General features: G+C 66.2%; 19 protein-coding genes. 14 read left to right on the forward strand and 5 right to left on the reverse strand.

All coding sequences use genetic code 11. From position 1 onward, the window contains the following. The first annotated feature begins 134 nt into the window (after positions 1-134). The 12 genes from CFN17_RS09720 (at position 135) to CFN17_RS09775 (ending at position 14,681) form a co-directional block, all read left to right on the forward strand. Positions 135-1,679, forward strand: a complete 1,545-nt coding sequence (locus tag CFN17_RS09720) for a sugar ABC transporter ATP-binding protein (protein ID WP_208751187.1) — start codon at positions 135-137, stop codon at positions 1,677-1,679. Next, on the forward strand, positions 1,676-2,722 hold the full coding sequence (locus CFN17_RS09725; RefSeq protein ID WP_208751188.1) for an ABC transporter permease: 1,047 nt from the start codon (positions 1,676-1,678) through the stop codon (positions 2,720-2,722). The genes CFN17_RS09720 and CFN17_RS09725 overlap by 4 nt, the downstream gene beginning before the upstream one ends. After that, positions 2,715-3,797 carry an ABC transporter permease gene (locus tag CFN17_RS09730; protein ID WP_208751189.1) on the forward strand — a complete coding sequence of 361 codons (1,083 nt, stop codon included), beginning with the start codon at positions 2,715-2,717 and terminating at the stop codon, positions 3,795-3,797. Before CFN17_RS09725 ends, CFN17_RS09730 begins: the two co-directional genes overlap by 8 nt. Positions 3,798-3,876: 79 nt before the next feature. After that, on the forward strand, positions 3,877-4,944 hold the full coding sequence (gene rhaS, locus CFN17_RS09735; protein ID WP_208751190.1) for a rhamnose ABC transporter substrate-binding protein: 1,068 nt from the start codon (positions 3,877-3,879) through the stop codon (positions 4,942-4,944). A gap of 186 nt (positions 4,945-5,130) precedes the next feature. Further along, on the forward strand, positions 5,131-6,579 hold the full coding sequence (locus CFN17_RS09740) for an L-fucose/L-arabinose isomerase family protein (protein ID WP_208751191.1): 1,449 nt from the start codon (positions 5,131-5,133) through the stop codon (positions 6,577-6,579). Continuing rightward, on the forward strand, positions 6,576-6,959 hold the full coding sequence (locus tag CFN17_RS09745; RefSeq protein ID WP_208751192.1) for an L-rhamnose mutarotase: 384 nt from the start codon (positions 6,576-6,578) through the stop codon (positions 6,957-6,959). Before CFN17_RS09740 ends, CFN17_RS09745 begins: the two co-directional genes overlap by 4 nt. Continuing rightward, complete coding sequence (rhaI, locus tag CFN17_RS09750) at positions 6,956-8,134, forward strand: L-rhamnose isomerase (protein WP_208751193.1); 1,179 nt, start codon at positions 6,956-6,958, stop codon at positions 8,132-8,134. Before CFN17_RS09745 ends, rhaI begins: the two co-directional genes overlap by 4 nt. Before the next feature lie 2 nt (positions 8,135-8,136). Next, a complete protein-coding gene (locus CFN17_RS09755) occupies positions 8,137-10,194 on the forward strand; it encodes a bifunctional aldolase/short-chain dehydrogenase (protein WP_222612666.1) in 2,058 nt (685 codons plus the stop codon). Continuing rightward, positions 10,191-11,714: a rhamnulokinase family protein gene (locus CFN17_RS09760; protein ID WP_208751195.1), complete on the forward strand. Its 1,524-nt coding sequence runs from the start codon at positions 10,191-10,193 to the stop codon at positions 11,712-11,714. The genes CFN17_RS09755 and CFN17_RS09760 overlap by 4 nt, the downstream gene beginning before the upstream one ends. Next, positions 11,711-12,514: a (Fe-S)-binding protein gene (locus CFN17_RS09765; protein ID WP_208751196.1), complete on the forward strand. Its 804-nt coding sequence runs from the start codon at positions 11,711-11,713 to the stop codon at positions 12,512-12,514. Before CFN17_RS09760 ends, CFN17_RS09765 begins: the two co-directional genes overlap by 4 nt. After that, a complete protein-coding gene (locus tag CFN17_RS09770) occupies positions 12,511-14,043 on the forward strand; it encodes a LutB/LldF family L-lactate oxidation iron-sulfur protein (protein ID WP_208751197.1) in 1,533 nt (510 codons plus the stop codon). The genes CFN17_RS09765 and CFN17_RS09770 overlap by 4 nt, the downstream gene beginning before the upstream one ends. Next, positions 14,040-14,681, forward strand: coding sequence for an LUD domain-containing protein (locus CFN17_RS09775; protein WP_208751198.1), 642 nt, complete (start codon positions 14,040-14,042; stop codon positions 14,679-14,681). The genes CFN17_RS09770 and CFN17_RS09775 overlap by 4 nt, the downstream gene beginning before the upstream one ends. A gap of 24 nt (positions 14,682-14,705) precedes the next feature. On the opposite strand, the gene CFN17_RS09780 is transcribed toward CFN17_RS09775, so the two are convergent. Next, entirely contained in the window at positions 14,706-15,572 is an 867-nt protein-coding gene (locus tag CFN17_RS09780; protein ID WP_208751199.1) for an MIP/aquaporin family protein, read from the reverse strand. 170 nt (positions 15,573-15,742) lie between these two features. Here CFN17_RS09780 and CFN17_RS09785 point away from each other — a divergent pair, with 170 nt between their 5' ends. Then, complete coding sequence (locus CFN17_RS09785; RefSeq protein ID WP_208751200.1) at positions 15,743-16,519, forward strand: potassium channel family protein; 777 nt, start codon at positions 15,743-15,745, stop codon at positions 16,517-16,519. Here CFN17_RS09785 and CFN17_RS09790 read toward each other — a convergent pair whose 3' ends face one another. After that, positions 16,520-17,533 (reverse strand): LacI family DNA-binding transcriptional regulator, encoded by a 1,014-nt coding sequence (locus CFN17_RS09790; protein ID WP_261792429.1) that lies wholly within the window; start codon positions 17,531-17,533, stop codon positions 16,520-16,522. Positions 17,534-17,751: 218 nt separating this feature from the next. Here CFN17_RS09790 and CFN17_RS09795 point away from each other — a divergent pair, with 218 nt between their 5' ends. Beyond that, positions 17,752-19,191 (forward strand): sugar porter family MFS transporter, encoded by a 1,440-nt coding sequence (locus tag CFN17_RS09795; protein WP_208751201.1) that lies wholly within the window; start codon positions 17,752-17,754, stop codon positions 19,189-19,191. A 119-nt stretch (positions 19,192-19,310) separates the two neighbouring features. Here the strand turns inward: CFN17_RS09795 and CFN17_RS09800 are convergent, their stop codons facing one another. The 3 genes from CFN17_RS09800 to pepN form a co-directional block, all read right to left on the reverse strand. Next, positions 19,311-19,637 carry a DUF1905 domain-containing protein gene (locus CFN17_RS09800; RefSeq protein ID WP_208751202.1) on the reverse strand — a complete coding sequence of 109 codons (327 nt, stop codon included), beginning with the start codon at positions 19,635-19,637 and terminating at the stop codon, positions 19,311-19,313. Between the two features lie 72 nt (positions 19,638-19,709). Further along, positions 19,710-20,342, reverse strand: a complete 633-nt coding sequence (locus CFN17_RS09805; RefSeq protein ID WP_208751203.1) for a hypothetical protein — start codon at positions 20,340-20,342, stop codon at positions 19,710-19,712. Positions 20,343-22,201: 1,859 nt separating this feature from the next. Further along, positions 22,202-24,817 (reverse strand): aminopeptidase N, encoded by a 2,616-nt coding sequence (gene pepN / locus CFN17_RS09810; RefSeq protein WP_261792430.1) that lies wholly within the window; start codon positions 24,815-24,817, stop codon positions 22,202-22,204. Between the last annotated feature and the right edge of the window lie 105 nt (positions 24,818-24,922).

Here is a 24,922-nt window from a genome sequence, read left to right on the forward strand (position 1 = left end):
ACGAATCAAAATGCGTGTCATGAATCCCAGACGACTGTTGACGTCAGAATTTAGACGTCATATGATTCAAGCCACAGCTGGCTATGAAACGATTCATTGCAGCGTTCACTGAGCCCCAAAGGTGCGGTTAATTTATGCAGCAGACATTCAGTTCGCGATCCGGCCCCTCGGAGGGGGTGCCGGATCCGGTCCTCTCGCTCTCCCACGCAGCCAAGACCTTTGGCCCGGTGGTGGCATTGGCCGATGGAACCATCCACATCGAGGCCGGTGAAATCCACGCGCTCGTCGGTGAGAACGGCGCCGGCAAGTCCACTCTGGTGAAAATCCTCGCAGGCCTGCACCACCCGGATTCCGGTGACTTTCAGGTGGCCGGCCAAAGCGTCCAGTTCCGCAACGTTGCCGACAGCAAGGATGCCGGTATCTCCGTCATCTACCAGGAACCTACGCTTTTCCCGGACCTGAGCGTCGCGGAGAATATTTTCATCGGCCGCCAGCCCAAGGGCCGCTTCGGACTCATCAGCAAAGCGATCATGGTCAGGGAAGCGAGCAAGCTCTTCGAACGCCTCGGTGTCCCTATCGATCCCACCCGCATCGCCGAAGGGCTGTCCATCGCGGACCAGCAGATCATCGAAATCGCCAAAGCCATTTCGCTGGACGCCAAAGTCCTGGTGATGGACGAGCCAACGGCTGCCCTCAGCGGTGTCGAGGTTGACCGGCTGTTCGCCGTGGCACGGAGCCTTCGGGACCGGGGGACCGGCATTCTCTTCATTTCGCACCGGTTCGACGAGGTCTTTGACCTGTGCGACCGCATCACTGTCATGCGGGACGGCCGGTACATCTCTACCCACCGGACGGCCGATGTCACGGTGGATCAGATCGTTCGCGAGATGGTCGGCCGCGACATCGGCGCCCTGTTCCCCAAGATGGCGGCCGAGATCGGCGATGTGGTCCTGAAAGTGGACGGTATCAGCCGTGCCGGAGTTTTCCGCGACATCAGTTTCGAGGTCCGTGCCGGGGAAATCGTTGCCCTGGCCGGGCTCGTGGGCGCCGGCCGCACCGAGGTGGCCCGCGCCGTGTTCGGTATCGATCCCTACGATTCCGGCGCCATCAGCTTCGAAGGTCACCGCCTCAAGTCCCGGGACCCACACGCTGCGATCAGCGCAGGCATGGGCTTTGTGCCGGAGGACCGCCGCAAGCAGGGCCTTGTGATGGATCTGTCCGTCGCGCGCAACGTCACGCTCACACTGCGCAACAAGTACACGACAGCCGGACTGATCAACGGTGCCGCCGAACGGCGCGCCGCCCAGGAGTGGAGTAAACGGCTACAGGTCAAGACCGGCTCACAGGAGCACGCCGTCTCGACGCTCTCCGGCGGCAACCAGCAGAAAGTGGTGCTCGCAAAGTGGCTGGCCACGGACCCGCGGCTGCTGATCATCGATGAACCAACCCGCGGTATCGATGTCGGCACGAAGAGCGAGGTCCATCGTCTCATTTCGGATCTCGCCGGTCGCGGGATCGCGATCCTCATGATCTCCTCCGAACTGCCCGAGGTCCTCGGCATGGCGGACCGGGTTCTGGTCATGCGGGAAGGCCGGATCACCGCAGAACTCGACCGCGCCGGTGCAAATCCCGAATCGGTCATGCACGCCGCAACGTCATCCGGAGGAGGAACCCTGTGAGCTCAGCTCTGGACCAGAAGAACGCGCCGACGCCGGCACCCGCGGCGGGCCCAGGGAACGCGGTCGCCTCGCTGATGCGGATGCGCGAGCTCCCTGTGCTGATCGCACTGGTACTGCTGGTGCTCGTCACGTACCTGATCAATCCGCTGTTCCTTACGCCCCAGGGCGTGAAGGATCTGCTGCTCAACGCCACTATCATCATGATTCTGGCGGTAGGGCAGACCCTGCTGATCATCACCCGGAACATCGACCTCTCCGTCGGCTCCATGCTGGGGTTGGTCGCTTTCGGAACCGGCTCCATCTTCTCGGCCGCACCCGATGTGCCAATCATGGCGGTCTTTGCGATCGGCATGGCGTTCGGGGCGCTGCTGGGCGCCTTCAACGGCATCCTGGTCACCGCTGCCAAGGTTCCCGCGCTGGTCATCACTCTCGGGACGCTCTACGTCTTCCGGGGCCTGAACAACGCTTGGGCCGGCGGCAAGCAATTCTTCGCCGGCGACCGCCCGGACGAGTTCGGTGCCCTCTCGGTGAACACCGTGCTGGGGTTCCCCGTCATTACGCTACTGGCCATCGTTGTCGTAACGGTCGTAGCTGTCTACATGTCCGGCACCCGCCCGGGCCGTGACCTGTACGCCATCGGCTCGGACCCGGACGCGGCCACGGCATTTGGCATCAAGGTCTCCAAACGCGTATTCCTGGCCTTCCTGGCCAACGGGGCGCTCGCAGGTCTGGCCGGCGTCCTCTATGCCAGCCGCTTCAACTCGGTTGGCGCCACCACAGGCACCGGCATGGAACTGACCGTGGTTGCGGCCGCCGTTGTCGGTGGCGTGGCCATCTTCGGAGGCAGCGGATCGGTGACCGGGGCGGCGCTCGGCGCCGTGCTTCTGACCACCATCACCAGCTCCCTGACCGCACTGCGGGTGGACAAATTCTGGCAGCAGGCGATCGTAGGTGTATTGATCCTCACGGCCATCATCATCGACCGCGTGGCCAGCCTGCGCACAGCCAAGAAACTGCGGATTAGCGAGGCTCGCAATGTCTGAAACCACCTCCACCACCAGCACGGCGCCAGCCCCCGTGGCTGACAGCACCAAGCCGCTGGCCAGCGAACCGAAGGGCCGGACCGGAGCGGCACGGATCCTCACCGGCCGTGACGCCATGACTATCTACGCACTGGTTGCCTTTCTGATCTACGCAGCCATCGCGATCCCGCGCTTCGCCTCCCCGGTCACCACCGGGTTCCTGCTCCTGGACGTGATCCCGGTCCTGTTGATCGCCATGCCGATGACGCTGATCATCATCACGGGCGAAATTGACTTGTCCGTAGCCAGCACCGCCGGCCTGACCAGTGCATTGATGGGCGTTCTTTGGGCCGGCGGGATGGACATCTGGCTGGTCCTGGCAATCAGCCTGCTGGCGGGAATTGCCGCCGGCATGTTCAACGGCGTCCTGATCGCAGTCTTGGGCCTGCCCTCCCTGGCAGTGACCATCGGCACCCTGGCGTTGTTCCGCGGCCTGGCTCTGGTCATCATCGGCGACAACGCCGTGGCCAACTTCCCGAAGGCGCTGACCGCCTTCTTCACCTCCAAAATCGGCGGAACCGGCATCCCCACGGTGATGATCGGCGTCGTCGTGGTCGTGGTTTTCTTCGGTGTGCTGCTGCACTTCACACCGTTCGGGCGGGGGCTCTATGCGATGGGGTACAGCAAGGAAGCAGCCTCCTTCGTGGGCATCAACGTGGCCCGCAGCAAGTTCTGGCTGTACGTCGGATCCGGTACCGTCTCGGCGCTCGCAGGCATCTACTGGACGTTGCGCTACACGAGCGCCAGGAGTGACAACGCCTCCGGCCTGGAACTGGCCGTCATCGCCGCTGTCTTGTTGGGCGGCGTGTCGATCTTCGGCGGGAAAGGCTCCATTCCTGGGGTCATTGCCGGCGTCCTGCTGATCGGCACGCTGAACTATGCCCTTCGCCTGGCCCGGGTGTCCGACGTCGTCCTCATCACGGTGACCGGTCTGCTGCTGATCGTCTCCGTGGTGGCGCCGAGTATCGGCGCCGCCATCAGACAGTGGCGCCACACCCGGCGCGTCCGCCGAAGTTTCACCCGCAAGACCACCTGAATCTGCTCACCAGCACCACCCCAAACCGTGCCCGCCTGGGACCGGCTGTACCGACCGCACGAACGAAAAGGGAAGAACAATGATGTTGAACCGCAAGAACAAAGGCCGGACCGGCCGACTCGGGAGCATGGTGGCCATCACCGCCGTGGCCGCACTGGCACTGACAGCCTGCAACAGCGGCTCTGCATCCTCCAATGGCACCAGCAGCCCCTCGGCAGGGGGCGGGGACCAAAAGATCACTTTCATCCCGAAGCAGCTGAACAACCCGTACACGGATGTCGTCTTGGGCGGCGGCAAGAAGGGCGCCACGGAGGCAGGATTCGCGTCCTCCCAGGTGGTCGGACCGCTGGAAGCTTCCGCCTCCAGCCAGGTTTCCTTCATCAACGCCGAAACGCAGGCCGGCACCAACGTCATCGTGATTGCCGCCAATGACCCCGACGCCGTCTGCACGGCCCTCGGCGAGGCCCGGTCCGCCGGAGCCAAGATTGTCGCGTTCGATTCCGACACCAACCCTGACTGCCGCGACGTCTTCATCAGCCAGGTCGTCGCCAAGGACGTCGCCCTGATCCAGACCAAGCTGATCTCCGAGCAGATCGGGGGCAGCGGCGAGATCGCGATCCTGTCCGCCACCGCCAATGCCACCAACCAGAACGAGTGGATCAAATACATGGAGGAGGAGCTCGCCTCCAACCCCGCATACAAGGACATCAAGCTGGTCGCCAAGGTCTACGGCGATGACAACGACACCAAGTCCTTCCAGGAAGCTCAGGGACTCATGCAGGCCCACCCGAACCTGAAGGGCATCATTTCCCCGACCACCGTAGGCATCGCAGCCACCGCCCGTTATCTCTCAACTTCGGCCTACAAGGGCAAGGTTGCCCTGACCGGGCTGGGACTGCCGAATGAAATGCGCCCCTTCGTGAAGGACGGAACCGTCAAGGAGTTCGCCCTCTGGGATCCGGCACAGCTCGGCTACGTTGCGGCATTCGCCGGCAAAGCCCTCCAGGAAGGCAAGATCAGCGGCGCCGAAGGGGACACCTTCACCGCCGGCGAGCTTGGCGAACGCAAGATCGAAAAGGGAGGTCTCGTGATCGTCGGGCCGCCGACCGTCTTCAACGCCGAGAACATCGACAAGTACAACTTCTGATCCGTTTCTGACCCTCCGAGCGGCCGGGCGGGCCCGACAGCCCGCCCGGCACCTCGACTCATCACTGCACTTCTCTCCACTCCACCGGTGCCACAGCACCGGGACCACGGCGCCTGCTCCACAGCCGTGCCCGGAAACCACATTCCGGAGCCCCGATTCCCTTTTCCCTGCCGGAAGGCCCCTCACATGAACCAGAAACAACCGGCAGACCGGCTGCTGCAACCGCATCGGCGCCGCCCCACCCGCATCGGGCTGGTCTCCGGCGGGCTCGGCGCGTACTGGCCGCAGTTCCCGGACTTGCTGCCTCAGCTGCAGGACTCCGTGCGCTACGTCACCGGCCGCTTCCAGCGGCTCGACGCCGAAGTCATCGACACCGGCTTCATCTCTGATGCCCAGGAAGCCGCGCACGCCGGCGAAAAGCTGCGCGTCGCCGACTGCGACCTCATCGTCATTTTCCTCACCACGTACCTGACGTCCTCCATGGTCCTGCCGATCGCCCAGCGCGCGAAGACCCCGGTCCTGGTGATCGACCTGCAGCCGACCGAAGCGATGGACCACGCCAACTTTGACACCGGTAAATGGCTGGCCTACTGCGGCCAGTGCCCGGTGCCGGAGGTCGCCAACGTCTTCCGCCGGGCCGGGATCGACTTCCGCTCCGTCTCCGGGCACCTCAAACAGGAGTCCGCTTGGGAGCGCATCACCGCGTGGGTCCATGCCGCCGGCGTCCGCGCCCGGCTCCGCAATGGCCGGCACGGGCTCATGGGCCATCTTTATCCCGGCATGCTGGATGTCGCCACGGACCTCACCACCGTATCCACCACCTTCGGCTCCCACGTGGAGGTGCTCGAATTCGATGACCTCCGCGAACGGGTCAACGCCGTGACGGAGGCGGAGGTCGCGGAACGGCTGGAGCTTGCCCGCGAACTTTTCGTTGTGGACGGCTCCGTGAACGACGACGACTTTGCGTGGGGCGCGAAGGTATCGGTGGGCCTGGACCGCCTCGTGCAGGACTTCGACCTCGACTCCGTGGCCTACTACCACCGCGGACTGGCCGGTGAACAGCACGAACGACTGGGCGCCGGGATGATCCTGGGCTCCTCCATCCTGACGGCACGGGGCATCCCGATGGCCGGCGAATTCGAGCTACGGACCTCCATCGCCATGCTGGCCGCCCAGGCGATCGGCGCCGGGGGATCCTTCACCGAAATCCAGGCCCTGAACTTCCTCGACAACGTGGTCGAAATGGGACACGATGGTCCCGCACACCTGGCCGTATCCGCCCAGGACCCGCTGCTGCGCGGACTCGGCGTCTACCACGGCAAGCGCGGCTGGGGCGTCTCGGTCGAATTCGATGTGCGCCACGGACCGGTCACCACCTTCGGCCTCGGCCAGGACCCGGACGGAAGCTACGTCTTCGTCACGTCCGAGGGGGCAGTGGTTCCCGGCCCCCTCCTGCAGATCGGCAATACGACGTCCCGGGTGGACTTCGGCGGGGACCCAGGGCTCTGGGTGGACCAGTGGAGCCAGACCGGAATCGGCCACCACTGGGCTCTCTGCGTGGGACACCGGGCTGCCGACATCAAGGCCGCCGCATCGCTGCTGGGTATCGAACACCGCCACGTGGTGCTCTCATGACCACGCAACGCGTCTGCTTCCAGTTACAGGTCAAACCCGCCCTGATCGGGGAATACACCCGCCGGCACGCCGCCGTCTGGCCCGAGATGCTTCGGGCTCTCAAGGCCTCCGGCTGGGACAACTACTCACTCTTCCTCCGGCCCGACGGGCTCCTGATCGGCTACTTCGAAACGCAAAGCCTGACCGGTGCCCAGGCCCGGATGGCAGCCACGGACGTCAATGCCCGCTGGCAGGCCGACATGGCCGGTTTCTTCGAGGATCTCGCCGGCGCACCGGACCAGGGCTTCGTCCAGCTCACCGAAATCTTCAATCTCGAGGACCAGTTGTCCGCGGCCAACGCCCCCGGGGACAACCATCAACCGCAAAAGGAACAATCATGAACACCACAGAATCGGCCCTGGGCCGCCTCGGGGAACTCGCCATCGAGGTCCCCTCCTGGGCCTATGGCAACTCCGGGACCCGCTTCAAGGTGTTCGGCACCCCCGGCACCCCGCGTACCGTGCAGGAGAAGCTGGCCGACGCGGCGAAGGTCCACGAGCTGACCGGCCTGGCGCCCACGGTGGCCCTGCACATCCCGTGGGACAAGGTGGATGACTACGCGGCCCTGAAGGAATACGCTGCGGATCTGGGCGTGGGGCTGGGCACCATCAACTCCAACACCTTCCAGGATGACGAGTACAAGTTCGGCTCCCTGACGTCCTCCGACGCCGCAGTCCGCCGCCGCGCGATCGACCACCACCTCGAGTGCCTCGAGATCATGCACGCCACCGGCTCCCGCGACCTGAAGATCTGGCTCGCGGACGGCACCAACTACCCGGGGCAGGACGACATGCGCGGCCGGCAGGACCGCCTGGCCGAGTCCCTGCAGGAGATTTACGCGGCGTTGGGTGATGAGCAGCGCCTGGTGCTGGAGTACAAGTTCTTCGAGCCGGCTTTCTACCACACCGACGTCCCGGACTGGGGCACGTCCTACGCGCAGACCCTGGCCCTGGGCGAGAAGGCGATGGTGTGCCTGGACACCGGCCACCACGCCCCGGGCACCAACATCGAGTTCATCGTCATGCAGCTGCTGCGCCTGGGCAAGCTCGGTTCCTTCGACTTCAACTCCCGCTTCTACGCCGACGATGACCTGATTGTCGGCGCGGCCGATCCTTTCCAGCTCTTCCGCATCATGCACGAGGTCATCCGCGGCGGCGGCTTCGGCAAGGACCCTGAAGGGAATTCCGCTGTCGCGCTGATGCTGGACCAGTGCCACAACCTGGAGGAGAAGATCCCCGGCCAGATCCGCTCGGTGCTCAACGTCCAGGAAATGACGGCCCGCGCCCTGCTGGTCGACACGGACGCCCTGGCCGAAGCCCAGCGGTCCGGCGATGTCCTGGCCGCCAACGGCATCTTCAACGATGCCTTCTACACCGATGTCCGCCCGGCCCTGGCGCAGTGGCGTGAATCCCGCGGCCTGCCCGCGGACCCGCTGGCCGCGTTCAAGGCCAGCGGCTACCAGAAGAAGATCAACGAGGACCGCGTCGGCGGCCAGCAAGCCGGATGGGGCGCCTAGGCATGAATATGCAGAACACAGACACAACGAACAAGACTGTTGAAGGCCTGATTGCCCGCTCCAACCGCCTCGGCGCGGACAAGCGGAACACCAACTTCGCCGGCGGCAACACCTCCGCCAAGGGCACCGCGACGGACCCGGTCACCGGCGAGGACGTCGAACTCCTCTGGGTCAAGGGCTCCGGCGGCGACCTCGGCACGCTGACGGCCGAAAACCTCGCCGTGCTGCGGCTGGACCGGCTGCAGGCGCTGAAGAACGTGTACCCCGGCGTCGACCGTGAAGACGAAATGGTGGCCGCGTTCGACTACTGCCTGCATGGCAAGGGCGGGGCGGCGCCGTCGATCGACACCGCGATGCACGGCCTGGTGGACGCCGCGCACGTGGACCACCTGCACCCGGACTCGGGGATCGCCCTGGCCACCGCGGCCGACGGCGAGGCCCTCACCAAGGAAATCTTCGGCGAAAAGGTGGCGTGGGTGCCGTGGCGGCGCCCGGGCTTCCAGCTGGGCCTGGACATCGCCGCGATCAAGGACGCGAACCCGCACGCCGTCGGCACCATCCTCGGCGGCCACGGCATCACCGCCTGGGGCGCCACCAGCGAGGAAGCCGAAGCCAACTCGCTGTGGATCATCGAGCAGGCCGAAACCTACATCAGGCAGAACGGCAAGGCCGAACCCTTCGGCCCGAAACTGCCCGGCTACGCCGCCCTCCCGGAAGCCGGGCGCCGCGCCAAGGCCGCCGCCCTGGCCCCCGTGATCCGCGGCCTGGCCTCCACGGACAAGCCGCAGCTGGGGCACTTCAGCGACGCCCCCGCCGTCCTGGAATTCCTCGAGTCCGCCGAACACCCGCGCCTGGGTGCCCTGGGCACGTCCTGCCCGGACCACTTCCTGCGCACCAAGGTCAAGCCCCTGGTCCTGGACCTGCCCGCCGGCGCCCCGATCGAGGACTCCGTGGCCCGGCTCAAGGAACTCCACGCCGCCTACCGCGAGGACTACCAGGCGTACTACGACCGGCACGCGACGCCGGACAGCCCCGCCCTGCGCGGCGCAGACCCGGCGATCGTGCTGGTCCCGGGGGTGGGCATGTTCTCCTTCGGGGCGAACAAGCAGACCGCCCGGGTCGCCGGAGAGTTCTACCTCAACGCCATCAACGTCATGCGCGGCGCCGAGGCCGTCTCCACGTACGCCCCGATCGAGGAAGCCGAGAAATTCCGGATCGAATACTGGGCCCTGGAAGAAGCCAAACTGGCCCGGCTGCCCAAGCCGAAATCCCACGCCGGCCGCATCGCCCTGGTGACCGGGGCGGCGTCGGGCATCGGCAAGGCGATCGCCACCCGCTTCGCCGCCGACGGCGCCTGCGTGGTCATCGCCGACCTCAACCTGGAGAACGCCCAAAAGGTGGCCGAGGAACTTGGCGGCGCCGACGTCGCGATCGGCGTCCAGGCCGACGTCACCGACGAGTCCCAGATCGCCGCGGCCATCGCCGAAGCCGTCCTCGCCTTCGGCGGACTGGACCTGGTGGTCAACAACGCCGGGCTCTCCATCTCCAAGCCGCTGCTGGAAACCACGGAGAAGGACTGGGACCTCCAGCACAACGTCATGGCCAAGGGCTCGTTCCTGGTGGCCAAGGCCGCCGCACAGGTGATGATCGGCCAGGACATGGGCGGGGACATCATCTACATCTCCTCCAAGAACTCCGTCTTCGCCGGCCCGAACAACATCGCCTACTCCGCCACCAAGGCAGACCAGGCCCACCAGGTCCGGCTCCTCGCCGCCGAACTGGGCGAATTCGGAATCCGGGTCAACGGCATCAACCCCGACGGCGTCGTCCGCGGCTCCGGGATCTTCGCCGGCGGCTGGGGCGCCAAGCGCGCCGCCGTCTACGGCGTGCAGGAAGAGGAACTGGGCAAGTACTACGCCCAGCGCACCCTGCTCAAACGCGAAGTCCTGCCCGAGAACGTCGCCAACGCCGCCTCCGTGCTCACCGGCGCGGAGCTCTCGCACACCACCGGGCTCCACATCCCCGTCGACGCCGGCGTGGCCGCGGCCTTCCTGCGATGAGTGCCGAAACCTCAGCGCCGGCCGGCAGTCTCTTTGCCGGCAGTGTTTTCGCCGCGGTCGATATTGGCGCGTCCTCCGGCCGGGTCATTCTGGGCCGGGTCACGGACAATAATGGCGGGAAGAAAGCGGAGCTGGAGACGGTGCACCGCTTCCCCAACGGGGTCAAGGAGCTCGACGGCGGGCTCCGCTGGGATTTCGACGCGCTGTTCGCCGAGGTCCTCACCGGGCTCGCGGCCGCCGCCACGGCGGCCGCGGCCTGCGGGGAGAGCATCACCAGTATCGGGATCGACACCTGGGCCGTGGACTACGGCCTGGTCAACGCCGCCGGCGAGCTCACCGCCGCGCCCTTCAGCTACCGCGACGACCGAAGCCGCGCCGCCGTCGCCCGCGTCCACGGGCGGCTCGACGAGGCCCGGCTCTACGCCACCACGGGGCTGCAGTTCCTGCCGTTCAACACGATCTACCAGCTCGCCACCGAGCGGAACCTCGAGGGACTGCAGGCGCTGCTCATCCCGGACCTCATCGCGTTCCTGCTCACGGGCGTCCGCGGGACGGAGGCCACCAACGCCTCCACCACCGGGCTGTTCGACGCCGTCGCGGGGGAGTGGGCCACGGAATTCCTGGCCGCCTTGGGCCTGCCGAAGAACCTCTTCCCCCCGCTCGTCCAGCCCGGCGAAACCGTCGGCACCCTCACCCCGGAGATCGCGGACCGGCTCGGGCTGCCCGCCAGCACCGCCGTCGTGGCCGTGGGCTCGCACGACACCGCCTCGGCCGTGGCCGCCGTGCCCGCCGGCTCCGGAGGCGATGAGGAGAGATTCGCCTACGTCTCCTCCGGCACCTGGTCCCTGGTCGGCGTCGAACTGTCCCACCCGGTCCTCACCGAGGCCAGCCGGGCCGCGAACTTCACCAACGAACGCGGCGTGGACGGCACCATCCGCTACCTGCGCAACGTCGGCGGCCTCTGGCTGCTCAGCGAGTGCCAGCGCACGTGGGCGGGGGAGGGCTACCGGCCGGACCTGGCGGAACTGCTCAGCGCCGCGGCGGCGCTTCCTCCCGGCGGGCCGCTCATCAACGCCGACGACCCCTACTTCATCGCCCCCGACAACATGCCCGAACGCATCCGGGCGGCGGTCCGCAACACCGGGGCCGTCCTGCCGGAGCACCCGGCGCACATCGTGCGGTGCATCCTGGACAGCCTCGCCGCCGGCTATGCCCGGACCATCGCCGACGCCGAGCGGCTCGCGGACCTGCGGGCCGACGTCGTGCACATTGTCGGCGGCGGATCCCAGAACCGGCTGCTGTGCCAGCTGACCGCCGACGCCACCGGCAAGCGCGTCGTGGCCGGCCCCGTGGAAGCCACGGCGCTGGGCAATGTCCTGGTCCAGGCCCGCGCCGCCGGCGTGCTCAGCGGCGGCCTGGCCGAGCTGCGCGCCGTGGTCCGCGCGTCCCAGCACCCGGCGGAGTACGTGCCGGCGGCCCGTCCTGTCGCCAACTCCATGAGCAGCGGAGGTGTCCTGTGAGGATCGCACTTTTTGCCACATGCATCGTGGACGCCATGTACCCCGGCACGGCCCGCGCCACGGTGTCCATCCTGGAACGGCTCGGCCACGAGGTCATCTTCCCCGCCGGGCAGGCCTGCTGCGGGCAGATGCACGTCAACAGCGGCTACTTCAAAGAGGCGCTGCCGGTTGTCGCCAACCATGTGAAGGCCTTCGAGGCGCAGGAGTACGACGCCGCCGTCGCACCGTCCGGCTCCTGCGTCGCCTCCGTGAAGCACCAGCACCCTATGGTCGCCCGCCGCTGCGGGGACGCCGGGCTGGAAGCCCGCGCCGCCGCCGTCGGGCAGAAGACCTACGAGCTGTCCCAGCTCCTGGTGGACGTCCTGGGCGTCACGGACGCCGCGGCGCAGCTGGGCTCCTACTTCCCGCACCGGATCACGTACCACCCCAGCTGCCACGGCATGCGCCTGCTCCGGCTCGGCGACCGGCAGCTGGATCTCCTGCGCTCGGTGGGCGGGATCGAGCTGGCCGAGCTGCCCGAGGCCGGGCAGTGCTGTGGCTTCGGCGGCACCTTCTCGATGAAGAACGCGGACGTGTCCTCGGCAATGCTCGCGGACAAGACCGCCAACATCTGCGGCACCGGCGCCGAGCTCTGCGCCGGCGGCGACGCGTCCTGCCTGATGCATATCGGCGGCGGACTGTCCCGGCAGGGCAGCGGCGTCACCACGATGCACATCGCCGAGATCCTGGCCAGCACCCTCGAGAATCCCGCCGCCGTCACCGGCGACGTCCGCCTCACCACCGGAAGGACCGCACGATGAGCGGCACATTCCTGGGGATGCCGTCCCTGCCTGTTTTCGGCACCGGCAACCTGCACGAACACGAACCCTTCCCCAAGGCCGCGCACCGCGAACTCGGCAACACCCAGCTGCGCGCCAACCTCGGCCACGCCACCGGCACCATCCGGGACAAGCGGCTGGCTGTCGTGTCCGAACTCCCCGACTGGGAAGGGCTGCGCGAGGCCGGCCGGGCAATCAAGGAATCCGTCATGGCCCGGCTGCCTGACCTCTTGGAGAAGTTCGAGGCGAACTTCACCGCCCGCGGCGGGAAAATCCACTGGGCCCGTGACGCCGGCGAGGCAAACGCGATTGTCGCGTCCCTCATCCGGGAGCAGGGCGCCGACGAGGTGGTCAAGGTGAAATCCATGGCCACGCAGGAAATTGGGCTCAACGAGTACCTCGAGGACCAGGGGATCGCGGCGTTCGAGACCGACCTCGCCGAACTCATCGTCCAGCTCGACCACGACAAGCCCAGCCACATCCTGGTCCCGGCCATCCACAAGAACCGCACCCAGGTCCGGGACATCTTCCTGCGCGAAATGGAGGGCGTGGACCCGGACCTGACCAACGAACCGGCCCGCCTCGCCGCCGCCGCCCGGGCCCACCTGCGCCGCAAGTTCCTCAGCGCCAAGGTGGCCGTGTCCGGCGCGAACTTCGCCCTCGCCGACTCCGGCACCCTCGCCGTCGTCGAATCCGAAGGCAACGGGCGCATGTGCCTGACGCTCCCGGAAACCCTCATCACCGTGATGGGCGTGGAGAAGCTGCTGCCGTCCTGGGAGGACCTGGAAGTGTTCATGCAGCTGCTCCCGCGCTCCTCCACCGGGGAGCGGATGAACCCGTACACCTCGCTGTGGACCGGCGTCACGCCCGACGACGGGCCGCAGAACGTGCACCTGGTCCTGCTGGATAACGGGCGCAGCGCCGCCCTGGCCGACGAAATGGGCCGCTCGGCCCTGCACTGCATCCGCTGCAGCGCCTGCATGAACGTCTGCCCGGTCTACGAACGCACCGGCGGGCACGCCTACGGCTCCACCTACCCGGGTCCGATCGGTGCGATCCTGTCCCCGCTGCTGACCGGGATCACGGCGGAGGAGAACAACTCCCTGCCGTATGCCTCGTCCCTGTGCGGGGCCTGCTACGACGCCTGCCCGGTGAAGATCAACATCCCGGACATCCTGGTGCACCTGCGCGGCGAGGACGTGGACAGCAAACGCGGCAAGAAGAAGCTGCCCAGCCAGATGGACCTCGGCATGAAAGCCGCCTCCTGGGCGCTGTCCTCCGGCAGGAACCTCGGGCTGGTGGAGAAGGCGCTGCCCCTGGGCCGGCTTGCCGCCGGCCCGGACCGCAAAATCACCAAATTGCCGGGCATCGCCGCCGGCTGGACACAGAGCCGGGACATCCCCGCTCCGCCCGGTCAGTCCTTCCGGCAATGGTGGGACAAGGAACACCGGGCCCCGGCCGGTCCTGCAGAAAGCACAGCGCCGGTCGAGGGCCCGGAGGGAGAATCATGAGCGCACGCGACGAAATACTCGGCCGAATCCGCTCGGCCCTGCGGGACACCCCGTCCGTGCCCGAGGTCCCGCGCGACTACCGGCGCTCCTCCGAGCTGGGCGAGGAAGAGCTCATCGAGCTGCTGACGGACCGCCTCTTGGATTACAAGGCGAACGTCGTCGTCGAGCAAGCATCCGCGGTCCCGCGGCGCCTCGCCGCGCTGCTCGAGGGCACCGGCCGCTACGCTGTCCCGCACGGCCTGGACCAGTCGCTGTTCGCGGAGGCGGACGGGTTCGACGGCGGTTCCAGCCGCCGCGTCACTGACGCACCCGGGCACCGGCTCAGCGTCGAGGAGCTGGACGCGGTGGACGCCGTCGTCACCGGCAGCGCTGTGGCGGTCGCCGAAACCGGCACCATCATCCTCGACGCCGGCCCCGACCAGGGCCGCCGCGTCATTAGCCTCGTCCCGGACCGGCACATCTGCATCGTCCGGGCCGGCGACATCACCGCGATCCTGCCGGAGGCCCTGCGCCGGCTCGACGCCGCCCGCCCGCAGACCTGGATCAGCGGCCCCAGCGCCACGAGCGACATCGAACTCGAACGCGTCGAGGGCGTCCATGGCCCGCGGACCCTGGACGTGGTGATCGTGCGGGGGTAGGAAGCAAAAGTTGGGCGGCGGGGGTCAGGGCTGATCCTTGGTTGCGGCTTCCGTGAAGAGCGCTCCCTGCGCGGCCCCGGAACCGGACTGCCCGCCGCCTGGGCCGCGCAAGACGAACGCGAGACCGACCGCGACAGCTGCGCCCACCAGCGGCCCGGCGACATACACCCAGTAGTCGCTGAAGTTGCCGCTGACCAGATCAGGTCCGAATGTGCGGGCGGGATTCATCGACGTGCCGGAGATGGGGCTGCCCCACAGGCCGGCCAGGGCAATGTAGCCGCCAACCCCGAAGGCTCCCAGCAGCCCGACGTTCTGGGCGCCGGACGCTGTTCCGAGAATGACACTGACCAGCCCCAGGGTCAGCAGGGCCTCCATCCAGAATGCCGCTCCCGCGGAATAATTCGTTGCGGGATAGTTGGAGCCGTACGAGGCCGAGACGCCGATGACGGACTGCAGCAGCAGGCAGGCGAGGGTCGCTCCGAGGAGCTGGGTGGCGATGTAGCCCGGCACGCGCCACCACGGGAAGTCGCCGCGGAGCGCGAACGCGATGCTGACCGCGGGGTTCAGATGCGCCCCCGAGACCTTGCCCATGAACAGAATGATCCCCAGCACCATCAGCCCGGGAGACACCACGGCCGCCGTGCGGCTGATGACTCCGGGGAACGCCTGACTCATCATCCCGCCGCCGGCTGCCACAATGACCAGCAGGAAGGTGCCGTACAGTTCCGAGAACAGGCGCCGCCATTCCTGGCGCGGGTCGTTGAAGTCTTCGATCCGCACCAGGATGTTCTGTTCGATGGTTCCGAGTTCGCTGGCGAGGCCGCGGCTGTGCGCCGGGTCCTCGTGCCGGTTCCTGCGTCCGGTTCCGGATTTGCCCTGCTGATCCACCATGACCTTTTCGCCTCCGCCGATTCTGGCATCGTGGCCGGTCAAGCCCAGCGCGGGCCGGCACCTCAGAGCCTTAATGTACCGCCGCCGGGGGCCGGATGTCACCGGTGCGAAAAGGCCGGGATCGCCATTTCCGTAAGGACATCCGGGCAGCAAAGTCCTACCATTCAGCCATGACCCAAGAGACGTGGCGAAAGTACTCCGAATGGCCCCTCGTCGGCGCGGCCTTTCTCTTCCTGGCGGCCTACTCCATCCTGGTGATTTACGAACCGCCGGCGCCTTACGCCGCGATCCTGAACTGGGTCATGTGGTTGACCTGGATAGTTTTTGGGCTCGACTATCTTGTGAAACTGGCTCTCGCACCCCACCGGGGACGGTGGTTCGTTCGCCATCCGATGGACCTGCTCATGGTGGTGGTGCCGGTCGCGCGGCCGTTGCGGCTCCTGCGTCCCTTCACCCTGCGCCAGGTCATGGCACGGTCGCCGGGGCTGGCCATCAGGACGCGCGTCATGGCCTACGTCATCGCCTCCGCCCTGATCCTCATCTATACCGTCGCCTTGAGTGTCCTCAGTTCAGAGAAGAGCGCCCCGAACGCGAACATCACCACTATGGGTGATTCGCTGTGGTGGGCGACGGTCACGATCACGACGATCGGCTATGGCGACTACTACCCGGTGACGGTGCCCGGCCGCTGGGCTGCGGCGGCCCTGATGGTCGGCGGCTTCGCCGTGTTGAGCATGGTCACCGCGGCCGTCTCGTCCTGGCTCGTCGAAAGCGTGAGCGCGGCGACCGCTGCACGGATCAAACCCAGTGAGGTCTCAACCAGCGAGGAGCTTGCCCGCCTCACGGCGCAGATCGAGCAGCTTCATGCCCGGCTGGCTGCAAACCCGGAAGCCGCCCACGACGACGACGGCCGGCACGGGGGCATGCAGGACGGGGCAGCGCGTTAGCTACGTGGCTGCCGCCGTCGAGCCGCGCACCACCAGGCGCGACCCGAGCTTGCGGTCGACGGCGGGACCGCCCGGGTTGGCGAGCCGATCGAGCGCGGTGATGCCCGCGGTCCGTCCAAGCTCGAGGGCATGGAGATCCACCGAGGTCAGGTCGATGCCGTGAAGCCTGGCGATTCTTGAGTTGTCGTAACCGACGAGGGAGAGATCCCGGGGAACTTCCAGACCGTGGACGACGGCGTTCTCCCGGACGCCCAGCGCCATCTCGTCGTTATGCGCAAAGACAGCGGTCGGCCGGTCCCATGGTCCGAAGAGCCGGTCCGAGGCCTCGCTTGCCGCTTCCTGGGTGTAATCCTGCGCAAAGACCACCTGCGGCACGAGGCCGGCTTGGCGCATGACGCTCTCGTAGGTCTGCCGGCGGTCCTCGTGGCCCTGGTGGGCGGGGCCGGTCACGTGGGCAATGCGGGTGTGTCCGAGCCTGAGCAGATGTTCCACAGCGGCCTGCGTGCCCGCAACGTTGTCTGAATAGACGCTGTCCACGCCGTCCACGCGCCGTGTGACGCTGACGAGGGGCACGCTGCGGGCGAGTTCCTGGACCTGCGCGTCGGGCTCGAGGAGCGTCGCCGCGATGACGACGCCGACCCGCGCCTCGATCAGCGAACCCACCGAATCCGGGTCGATGCTGCCCCTGGAGCGGGAGACGCTGAGGATGAGGCGCTTCTTCGCGGGGGAGAGCGACTCGCGCACACCGCTGAAAATGTCCACATAGACCTCGTTGCTGAGGTCGAGAAGGAAGAGGCCGATGGTGGAGGGCTGCTTCCTTGCCAGGTCCGCCGCGGCCGCATTGTGCCGGTAGCCCAGAATTTTGGCCGCGTCGAAAATCGCCTGCTTCGTTTCCTCGCTCACGCCGGGCGCGCCGCGGAAGGCAAACGACACCAGGGTCCGGGACACGCCGACCTCGCGCGCGACATCCGCCTGGGTGATCGAGTGAGGCCGTCCCGCAGCCGGGCGGGTCACCCGCTCCGCCTGAACTGCCACATGGGGCCCGACAACATAAAGTCTTTTATACCTGACATGCTGCTGTCCCGACCGGCGATCAGGCCTGCCGGGCCCCTTGGTCGGCTCAAACGGTCATCAATTACTCTATTGTTAGTTTGACCTGACATATGCACTTTCGCGTGTTAGTCTTGTGATGCGGGTCACGAGCGGTCCGCGCCAGTAGACAAAGGAGTCCCATGGAAACCGCAACTCTCCGCGGCACAACCTCACTACCGCCACTGAGCGACGGCCCGCACCGCCGCCGCCTTGGCCTTGTCGCCCTGGTTGCCACGTTCGGCGGCTTGCTGTTCGGCTACGATACCGGCGTCATCAACGGCGCCCTCCGCCCGATGTCCGCCGAACTCGGTCTCACGGCGATGACCGAAGGCCTCGTGACGAGTTCCCTCGTTTTCGCAGCCGCGTTCGGGGCGCTCATCGGCGGACGCCTCTCGGACGGCTGGGGCCGCCGGAAGTCCATCATCCTGCTCGCCGTACTGTTCTTCGCAGGCACTGTTGCGGTGGTCTTCACGCCGAACTTCGAGACCCTCGTGGTCGGCAGGGTCCTCCTTGGCCTCGCGGTCGGCGGCGCCTCCACCGTGGTCCCGGTGTTCCTGGCCGAGATCGCCCCGTACGAAATCCGCGGCTCCCTGGCGGGCCGGAACGAGCTCGCGATCGTCATCGGCCAGCTGGCGGCCTTCGTCGTCAACGCGGTCATTGGCAGCCTCTTCGGGCACATCGACGGCGTCTGGCGCGTCATGTTCGCCATCTGCGCCCTGCCCGCGATTGCCCTGTTCTTCGGCATGCTGAGAATGCCGGAATCGCCCCGCTGGCTGGTCGAAAAGGGCCGCCACGACGAGGCCCTGGCCGTACTGCGCACGGTCCGCACGGAAGACCGCGCGGCCGCCGAGCTGGCCGACGTCGAGCACGTCGCCCAGGAGGAGCAGGAAAGCCGCCAGATCGGCTGGCGTGCGATCTTCTCCAACAGGAACCTGCTCCGTATTCTGCTCGTTGCCATCGGCCTGGGCATGGCCCAGCAGCTCACCGGCATCAACTCGATCATGTACTACGGCCAGACCGTGCTCGTCGAGTCAGGTTTCAGCGAGAGCGGCGCCCTCGTCGCCAACATCGCTCCCGGTGTCATCGCCGTCATCGCCGGCTCCATCGCCCTGGTCCTCATGGACCGCATCGACCGGCGCAAGACCTTCATCTTCGGGCTGGCCCTGACGGCAGTCTCGCACCTGCTCATCGGCGTCGCATCGATGGCGCTTCCGGCCGGCAACCCCGCGCGTCCCTTCGTCATCCTGGCACTCGTCGTCGTGTTTGTCGGCTCCGTTCAGCTGTTCCTGAACATCGCCGTCTGGGTCTACCTCTCCGAGGTGTTCCCGCTGCACATGCGCGGCATCGGCATCGGTATCTCGGTGTTCGTCCTGTGGATCACGAACGGCTTCCTCTCGCTGTTTTTCCCCTCGCTCGTGGCCGCCGTGGGCATCACGGGCTCGTTCTTCCTCTTCGCGGTTATCAACGTTGTGGCGCTGGTCTTCGTCATCACCCAGGTGCCGGAGACCCGCGGCCGGACCCTTGAGGCCCTCGAAGAGGACGTCACAACCGGGGCCATCTACCTGGTCCACAAGAAGTAGCTGCGTCCCTAGACGCATGAAGCGGTCAGCGCCGGTACCCGGTTGGGGTGCCGGCGCTGACCGCGTTGGTGCTCTGGCGGCTGGGGAGCGCCGGCCCGTCGATTCTGCCTGGGGGTGCCTCACATGGTCGGGCCGGTGCCGTTGGCGGCCCGGCCGCCGCGGGGAGCCACGCGCAGGGCGACCGTCACCGCGTCGCCGGCGCCAAAACGCTCCTGCCTGCGGACGTCCTTTCTCACCGGCAGAACGTACCCGCCGTCGCGCGGCAGCAGCGAGGTTTCCCACTCGGTGCCACCGATTCGCACGCATACGGGGATAGCTCCCCACCCGTAGCTGGCCGCCGCCGCGTTGGCGCGGACGTAGTCACAGGCGTCCGGGGTCAGCGGCAACCAGTAGAACGGCGCCGGACCACGCCATTCGAACAATTCCGCGCTGAAGGTCGTGTCCACGGGACGCAACGCTAGTGGCCGAACGTCGCGTTATCAATCAATCTGTTCGCCGACGCTTCGGCCTACCTGGGATTAGACGCCGGCGGGGAATGTGAACGTCGCGGGCAGCGGGTCCGGTGCTGTCCCGTGGAACAGGACGATCTCGTCGTGGGCTTTCAGGACGACAGCCTGGGCGGGCCCGTCCTGCTTGGCGCCGTTCACGGCGACGGTCCAGTCCGATATGCCTGAATGCGCTGTCCCGGGCTTGCCGGTGCCGTCGAGGACGCCCCATTCGGTCAGGATCTGGCCAAGCGTGTAGGTGTCGCCGGCGGCCGGCGCCTCGATGTGGATGATGCCCGACTCGTCGTGGGTGTGCAATGCCGAGATGCCGTCGGGCTGACCTGCCGCGGAGAAGCTGAAACCGATATCCGCCGGGACGGCGACGGGTTTGCCGTCCACAAAAACGTCCAGATGGGCGTGGAAGTGCTCGGCCGCCCCTTCCATGTTGAGAACCGGCAGGCCTGCAGCCTTAATCCGCTCGGCCCCGCCGCGGGTGTCCAGCTCCCAGCCGGTGGTCGGAGCGGTGGTTGGAGCCGTGGTTGCGGCGGAGGAGGTCGCACCCGGAGTCGGCCCGGCCGTGCCCGGGCCAGAGGTGGCGGCTGAACATCCGGAGACGGCCAGGACGACGGCGCCGAGTGCAACGGACAGAGGGCGGAGCTTCTTCACGGCGATATCTTTCATTCGGCCACAGGTACGCAGTCAATGTGTGCGGACCGGACTGGAACGCTCACCGGAAACCGGGGGCGCACCCGGGGCAGCGACCGGCTCATCCAGCCACTAGTCGATGCTATCTGACCGGGCCGCCTCTCGGACTTCGGCGTAGAGCGAGGGCAACACGTCCGTTGCAGGCTCGGTTTATGGCGAGCACCGGCAGAGCAAGGCCCAGGCAAAGCAAAGGCCCTGCTTCCCTTTATTTACAAGGGAAGCAGGGCCTTTCTACGTGGCGGTGACGGTGGGATTTGAACTTTCGCAAATGCACAGGCGGCAGAGCAAAAACGTTGAAAACTCGCGAATTTTGATGCTTCCCTGGCGCCAAATATTTCTGCTGATCACATCAGATTGCGCTCAAATCGTGCTCATATTGGAGGGACGTCTGCCCGTACCGTCTACTTGCTAAGGGTGCTGACTCTCAGGCAGTTCATGATTGTCCGGACAGCGTCCCGACCAGACATCCATCATGATCTCTCCGTTTGCGTTCTTTTGAAAGATGCGGCTCCACAGGACGGTGCGTACCTGCCCACACTCCCGGCAGTGCTGGTTACGGCTAATCTCTGTCTTCATGCTCGTACGGTAACCCGGGGAGGGGCCGCAGGGGCAAACCCGTATGGGCAGGGCACAGCGGGTTCATTTTCGAGCCGTGCCGTGGACATTTCTCGCTGCACTGGTTCAGCGGGTTTCAACCCCGGAAAAGCAAGGTGGCAGGGCGAACCCGTGTAACCCGCTGAACCCATATGGAAACGGGTTTCTAAGTAGTCAGGGGCTTCACAAAAGGATGGGCTCACCATTAGTTCCGTTGCGACCAATGCCACATCAAGCGCCCTTCGTTGACTGTTTTCGGCGAACGCTGGCACAGGCTTTAGAATCCTCGGGCCGCCAGACCGTGTGCACGCCAATATCGAGCAACTTCCGATCGCCGTAGTCCGTGATAATCCAAACAATTCCGTGTTCGGGAAAAGTCGTGTCAACCCATCCGCGCCACAATGCCCCGTTTTCGTGATCTCTCGCCGCGATGCGTTGGCCGCGGGCCAGGGACAGGAAGATTTCTGTTTCGCACTCTGTCAGCGAATCTTTCGACCCGTTTCTCCTCCACGCCACGTCGACAGCCGCCGTGTGCAGCGAGCAGCCGGCGCGGCGGGCAGCAGGGCAATCCATATTGAAATCGCTGCTGGCCGGCGAACCGGACCGATCTCCCCGACGCTCGTTCATCGCGGCTCACCGCCCCATCTTTCGATTGTCATGCCCGGGGGGACGTCGCTGTTCAGACGCGCTTCATAGCGCCCCGGGGCCAGGCGCGTCACGGAGATACCGACTTGGCCAGTCATCGCCGCCGGCTTCAGGAGATCCACCGCCTCGTCTAGGGCGGCGTCTAATTCCTCTCGGGTTTGAACGGCTACGACGAGACAACAGGGAGATGCTTGCATTGTTATGAATCCTTACTCTCATGGCGGTGATCAGTACTTTGGACACGCCAGTTGCCTTGGCGTCGAGGGGCGGAACGGTGGCCCGCCGACATGGTCAACAGGAGCCTTGATCGAGGCGGCGGTTGGCCCCAGCGGATCTTAGGGAAACGGGTTTCAGTCAGAAGGGTCCGGGGCCCTGGAACGTTGCACAACGGCGCTTTGCTGGGCCTGCGGCTTCCCGATCGGCGCATCCCAATCTGGGACGCGGCTTCCAGGCCACGTCCCCGGTGGCCAGGTCTGTGATTTCAACACCACCGTCTTGCCTGTCACCTGCCGAGCCAAACAGACCGGCCGTGGTTAACTGCGAAGGGCCGGATGGGGGACTCGGGCAACGCCTCACTCACGTTACGGTTTGCTCGAAGCTTCAACGCCCGGCAGACCGGACATATCTGCCCGAAAAAACCTGTCGGCTTCTTGTGCTCGCAGCGCCCGAGTGAGGTCGTCGCGGTTTTCGAGCATCATGCGGCGAAGGGCAGCGCTTTCCCCAGACAAGTCGGCAAGGAACTCGTCGGTACGGGCGACGGTGGCCTGGGTGGTCAGCTGGGCCGGATAGAGACCCACGACGATTTGCTGTGCCAAGGCGTGGGTGCGTTCCTTGATGATGCCCGGGACCGCCTCGAAGTACTTTTCGGCGTAAGGTTCGAGCAGGGCGGTGTCCGGGACGCGCGTAAAACCGGCCACGGCGGAGGCCTGCAGGGCGTTGGACAGTTCGCCGTTGACGACAATCGATTCCCAGGCCGCTGCTTTGGCCTCAGGCGTGGGGATGGCTGCTTCGGCCAAGGCCGCCGCGTTGTGGCCGGTGGACGTGTTGTCGCGGGCGAGTTCCTCGTCGATACGTTCCTGGCTTTGCCTGCCGTTCGCCACGAGTGCGGTCAGCAGTTCCCAGCGCAGGTCCTGGTCCACGGTGAGCCCCTCCAGCGTCGACGACCCGTCCAGCAGAGCCTGGATGCGGTCCAGTTGGCTGCCGCTGCGCGCGATCTGGGCGTAGGACTTCACGAACTGCAGCTGGGCATCGGACCCAGGCGCGGCAGAGGACGCGAGCTCCCACAGTTTGTCGGCGGCCAAGATTGCGGCAACAGTCCTTCGTCCGGCAGGCACGTAATAGGTGAGAGCGGTTGCCAGCTGGCTTAGCTGGACCAGGATCACGGAGGAATCAGCTTCGTGAGCGATGTGGGCCAGAACGAGCTCAACGTAACTGCGGGCCGGGGTTTCGCCGTCGCGGGCGGCGTCCCAGGCCGAACCCCAGACGAGGGAGCGGGGCTGGCTGGCAGCGAAGTCCTTCAGGTGCTTCTTGGCAGTGGCCATTGAATGTGGGTCCAGACGAATCTTGGCATAGGCAAGGTCGTCGTCGTTGAGCAGGATCAGGTCCGGCCGTGCCAGGCCCACGAGGCCAGGAACTTCGGTGTGTGGGCCGTCGATGTCCACCTCTTCCCGGTGGGTGCGTTCGAGCTTTCCCTCAGTGTTCAGGTTGTAGAAGCCGACGGCGAGGCGGTGCGGCCGAAGTGTGGGCTGCTCGGCGATCGCTGACTGAAGGATGGCGAAGCTGGTGATTGCGCCCTCACCGTCGACCTCCAGTTCAGGGGCCAGGGTGTTTACACCTGCGGTTTCCAACCAGAGCTTGCCCCACAGGCCCAGGTCCCGGTTTGAAGCGGCCTCAAGTTCCGCCATGAGGTCCGTGAGCTCGGTGTTCTTCCAGGCATGCTTGGCGAAGTATGTGCGGACGCCGGCCATGAACTGTTCCGGACCCACCCAGGCGACGAGCTGGCGCAGCACCGACGCGCCCTTGGCGTAGGTGATGCCGTCGAAGTTGACCTCGACGTCTTGGAGGTCGTTGATCTCGGCGAAGATCGGGTGCGTGGTGGGCAGCTGGTCCTGCCGGTACGCCCAGGACTTCCCCTCGGACGCGAACGTGGTCCAGGCGTGGTTGAACTCGGTGTTCTCCACTGCGGCCAGGTGGGACATGTACTCGGCGAAGGACTCGTTGAGCCAGAGATCGTCCCACCAGCGCATCGTCACGAGGTCACCGAACCACATGTGCGCCAGCTCGTGCAGCACCGTGATGGCGCGCCGCTCCACCTGGGCGTCAGTGACCTTGCCGCGGAAGACATAGCCCTCCAGGATGGTCACGGCCCCGGCGTTCTCCATGGCGCCGGCGTTGAACTCCGGCACGAACAGCTGGTCGTACTTCTCGAACGGGTACGGGCAACCGAACTGAGCCTCGAAGAACTCGAAGCCCTGCCTGGTGAGCTCGAAGATGTTGTCCGCATCCAGATACTGCATGAGGGACTTGCGGGCGAAGATGCCCAGCGGGGTCACCCGGCCCTCCGCCGAGGTGACCTCGCTGCGGACCGACTGGTACGGCCCGGCGATCAGAGCCGTGACATAAGAGGACAGCCGGGGCGTCGGCGTGAACTCCCAGACCGAGCGGGCGCCGCCGTCTTCACCGGGAATGGTCTCCACCGGCACCGGGGTGGGGGAGTTGGAGACGACGTCCCAGTGCGAGGGCGCCGTCACGGTGAACGTGAAGCTCGCCTTCAGGTCGGGCTGTTCGAACACGGCAAACATGCGGCGCGAATCGGGCACCTCGAACTGTGTGTAGAGATAGACCTCGTTGTCCACCGGATCCACGAACCGGTGCAGGCCTTCGCCGGTGTTCATGTAGGGCGCGTCGGCGACGACGGTCAATTCGTTCTCAGCCACCAGGTCCGGGAGCTGGATCCGGACGCCGTCGGAAACCTCCGCCGGATCCAGTTCACGCCCGTTGAGGCTCACACTGTGCACCGCGTGGGTCACGGCGTCGATAAAGGTGGACGAGCCCGGCTCTGCGGAAAATTTCACCACTGTGGTGGAGCCAAATACTCTTGCGCCTTTGGTCAGGTCAAGGGTGACGTCGTAGGACTCGACGGTCAGCAGTTCAGCGCGGTTCGCTGCTTCTGCGCGCGTGAGATTCAGGCCTGGCAAGGGGTGTTCCTCCATAAGTAGAAAGGTGTTGTTTGTCGATCGCCGATCTGCGACCGCATCAAGGCGGATTGCATCCGCAAGCGGACTCATAGGTGGCAAGAACCC

Source organism: Arthrobacter sp. PM3 (assembly GCF_003352915.1).
Lineage (GTDB): Bacteria > Actinomycetota > Actinomycetes > Actinomycetales > Micrococcaceae > Arthrobacter.

What these genes read in the sequence shown, in the direction of transcription:
- CFN17_RS09720 (WP_208751187.1), top strand. Translation starts at nt 135, where the DNA reads ATGCAGCAGACATTCAGTTCGCGATCCGGCCCCTCGGAGGGGGTGCCG.
- CFN17_RS09730 (WP_208751189.1), top strand. Translation starts at nt 2,715, where the DNA reads ATGTCTGAAACCACCTCCACCACCAGCACGGCGCCAGCCCCCGTGGCT.
- rhaS (WP_208751190.1), top strand. Translation starts at nt 3,877, where the DNA reads ATGATGTTGAACCGCAAGAACAAAGGCCGGACCGGCCGACTCGGGAGC.
- CFN17_RS09740 (WP_208751191.1), top strand. Translation starts at nt 5,131, where the DNA reads ATGAACCAGAAACAACCGGCAGACCGGCTGCTGCAACCGCATCGGCGC.
- CFN17_RS09745 (WP_208751192.1), top strand. Translation starts at nt 6,576, where the DNA reads ATGACCACGCAACGCGTCTGCTTCCAGTTACAGGTCAAACCCGCCCTG.
- rhaI (WP_208751193.1), top strand. Translation starts at nt 6,956, where the DNA reads ATGAACACCACAGAATCGGCCCTGGGCCGCCTCGGGGAACTCGCCATC.
- CFN17_RS09755 (WP_222612666.1), top strand. Translation starts at nt 8,137, where the DNA reads ATGAATATGCAGAACACAGACACAACGAACAAGACTGTTGAAGGCCTG.
- CFN17_RS09760 (WP_208751195.1), top strand. Translation starts at nt 10,191, where the DNA reads ATGAGTGCCGAAACCTCAGCGCCGGCCGGCAGTCTCTTTGCCGGCAGT.
- CFN17_RS09770 (WP_208751197.1), top strand. Translation starts at nt 12,511, where the DNA reads ATGAGCGGCACATTCCTGGGGATGCCGTCCCTGCCTGTTTTCGGCACC.
- CFN17_RS09775 (WP_208751198.1), top strand. Translation starts at nt 14,040, where the DNA reads ATGAGCGCACGCGACGAAATACTCGGCCGAATCCGCTCGGCCCTGCGG.
- CFN17_RS09780 (WP_208751199.1), bottom strand. Translation starts at nt 15,572, where the DNA reads ATGGTGGATCAGCAGGGCAAATCCGGAACCGGACGCAGGAACCGGCAC.
- CFN17_RS09785 (WP_208751200.1), top strand. Translation starts at nt 15,743, where the DNA reads ATGACCCAAGAGACGTGGCGAAAGTACTCCGAATGGCCCCTCGTCGGC.
- CFN17_RS09795 (WP_208751201.1), top strand. Translation starts at nt 17,752, where the DNA reads ATGGAAACCGCAACTCTCCGCGGCACAACCTCACTACCGCCACTGAGC.